Consider the following 558-nt stretch of genomic DNA (forward strand, 5'->3'; position numbering starts at 1 on the left):
GGTTGGTGGAGCTGGCTTGCTCGCACATTGCCAGAACAGGCTGAAGTAGGGGGTGGCTTGATGGTCGCTGTGGTGCAACTGGCTATTGCATTAGGTTCGACAGTAGGTGGTATTTTGTTTGATCATAGCGGTTATCAGGCAACGTTTTTATTTAGCGCTGTTATCTTAGTGATTTCCGCGTTCTTAACATCGCGTTTGACCGCGCAGTAACTACTTTAGGGGAGTTTAACAGATGAATATGAGCAACCGCATGATCATTATGATGGCTGTTGGTATCTTGCCAGCATTGAGTGCTTGTACTGACGATCAAAATGGCACATCAAACTCGTCCATTGTGCATGAAAGTTTGACGCAAAAAACAAGCTCTAATAATACAGAGCAACCGATATCAGAAAAGGAGCAAGTGAATATGTGGATGACAATTAATGGAAATCGTTTTGAAGTGTTGGCTGAAGACAACGCGACTGCGCATGCTTTTGCAGCTCAATTACCCCTGACGTTAAATATGGAGGATTTGCACAGTAATGAGAAGCACGCTCAGCTACCAAATGCACTGCC

At 44.6% G+C, this 558-nt stretch carries 2 protein-coding genes; both read left to right on the forward strand.

Features of this window, described 5'->3' with window-relative positions; translation table 11 throughout:
- Window positions 1-210: MFS transporter (locus ACS8FC_RS19865; protein ID WP_439298051.1), on the forward strand; the 210-nt coding region annotated here is incomplete at its 5' end.
- 22 nt (window positions 211-232) lie between these two features.
- A partial coding sequence (locus ACS8FC_RS19870; RefSeq protein WP_439298052.1) for a cyclophilin-like fold protein occupies window positions 233-558 on the forward strand: 326 nt, incomplete at its 3' end.

Source organism: Psychrobacter sp. 1Y4 (genome assembly GCF_051847555.1).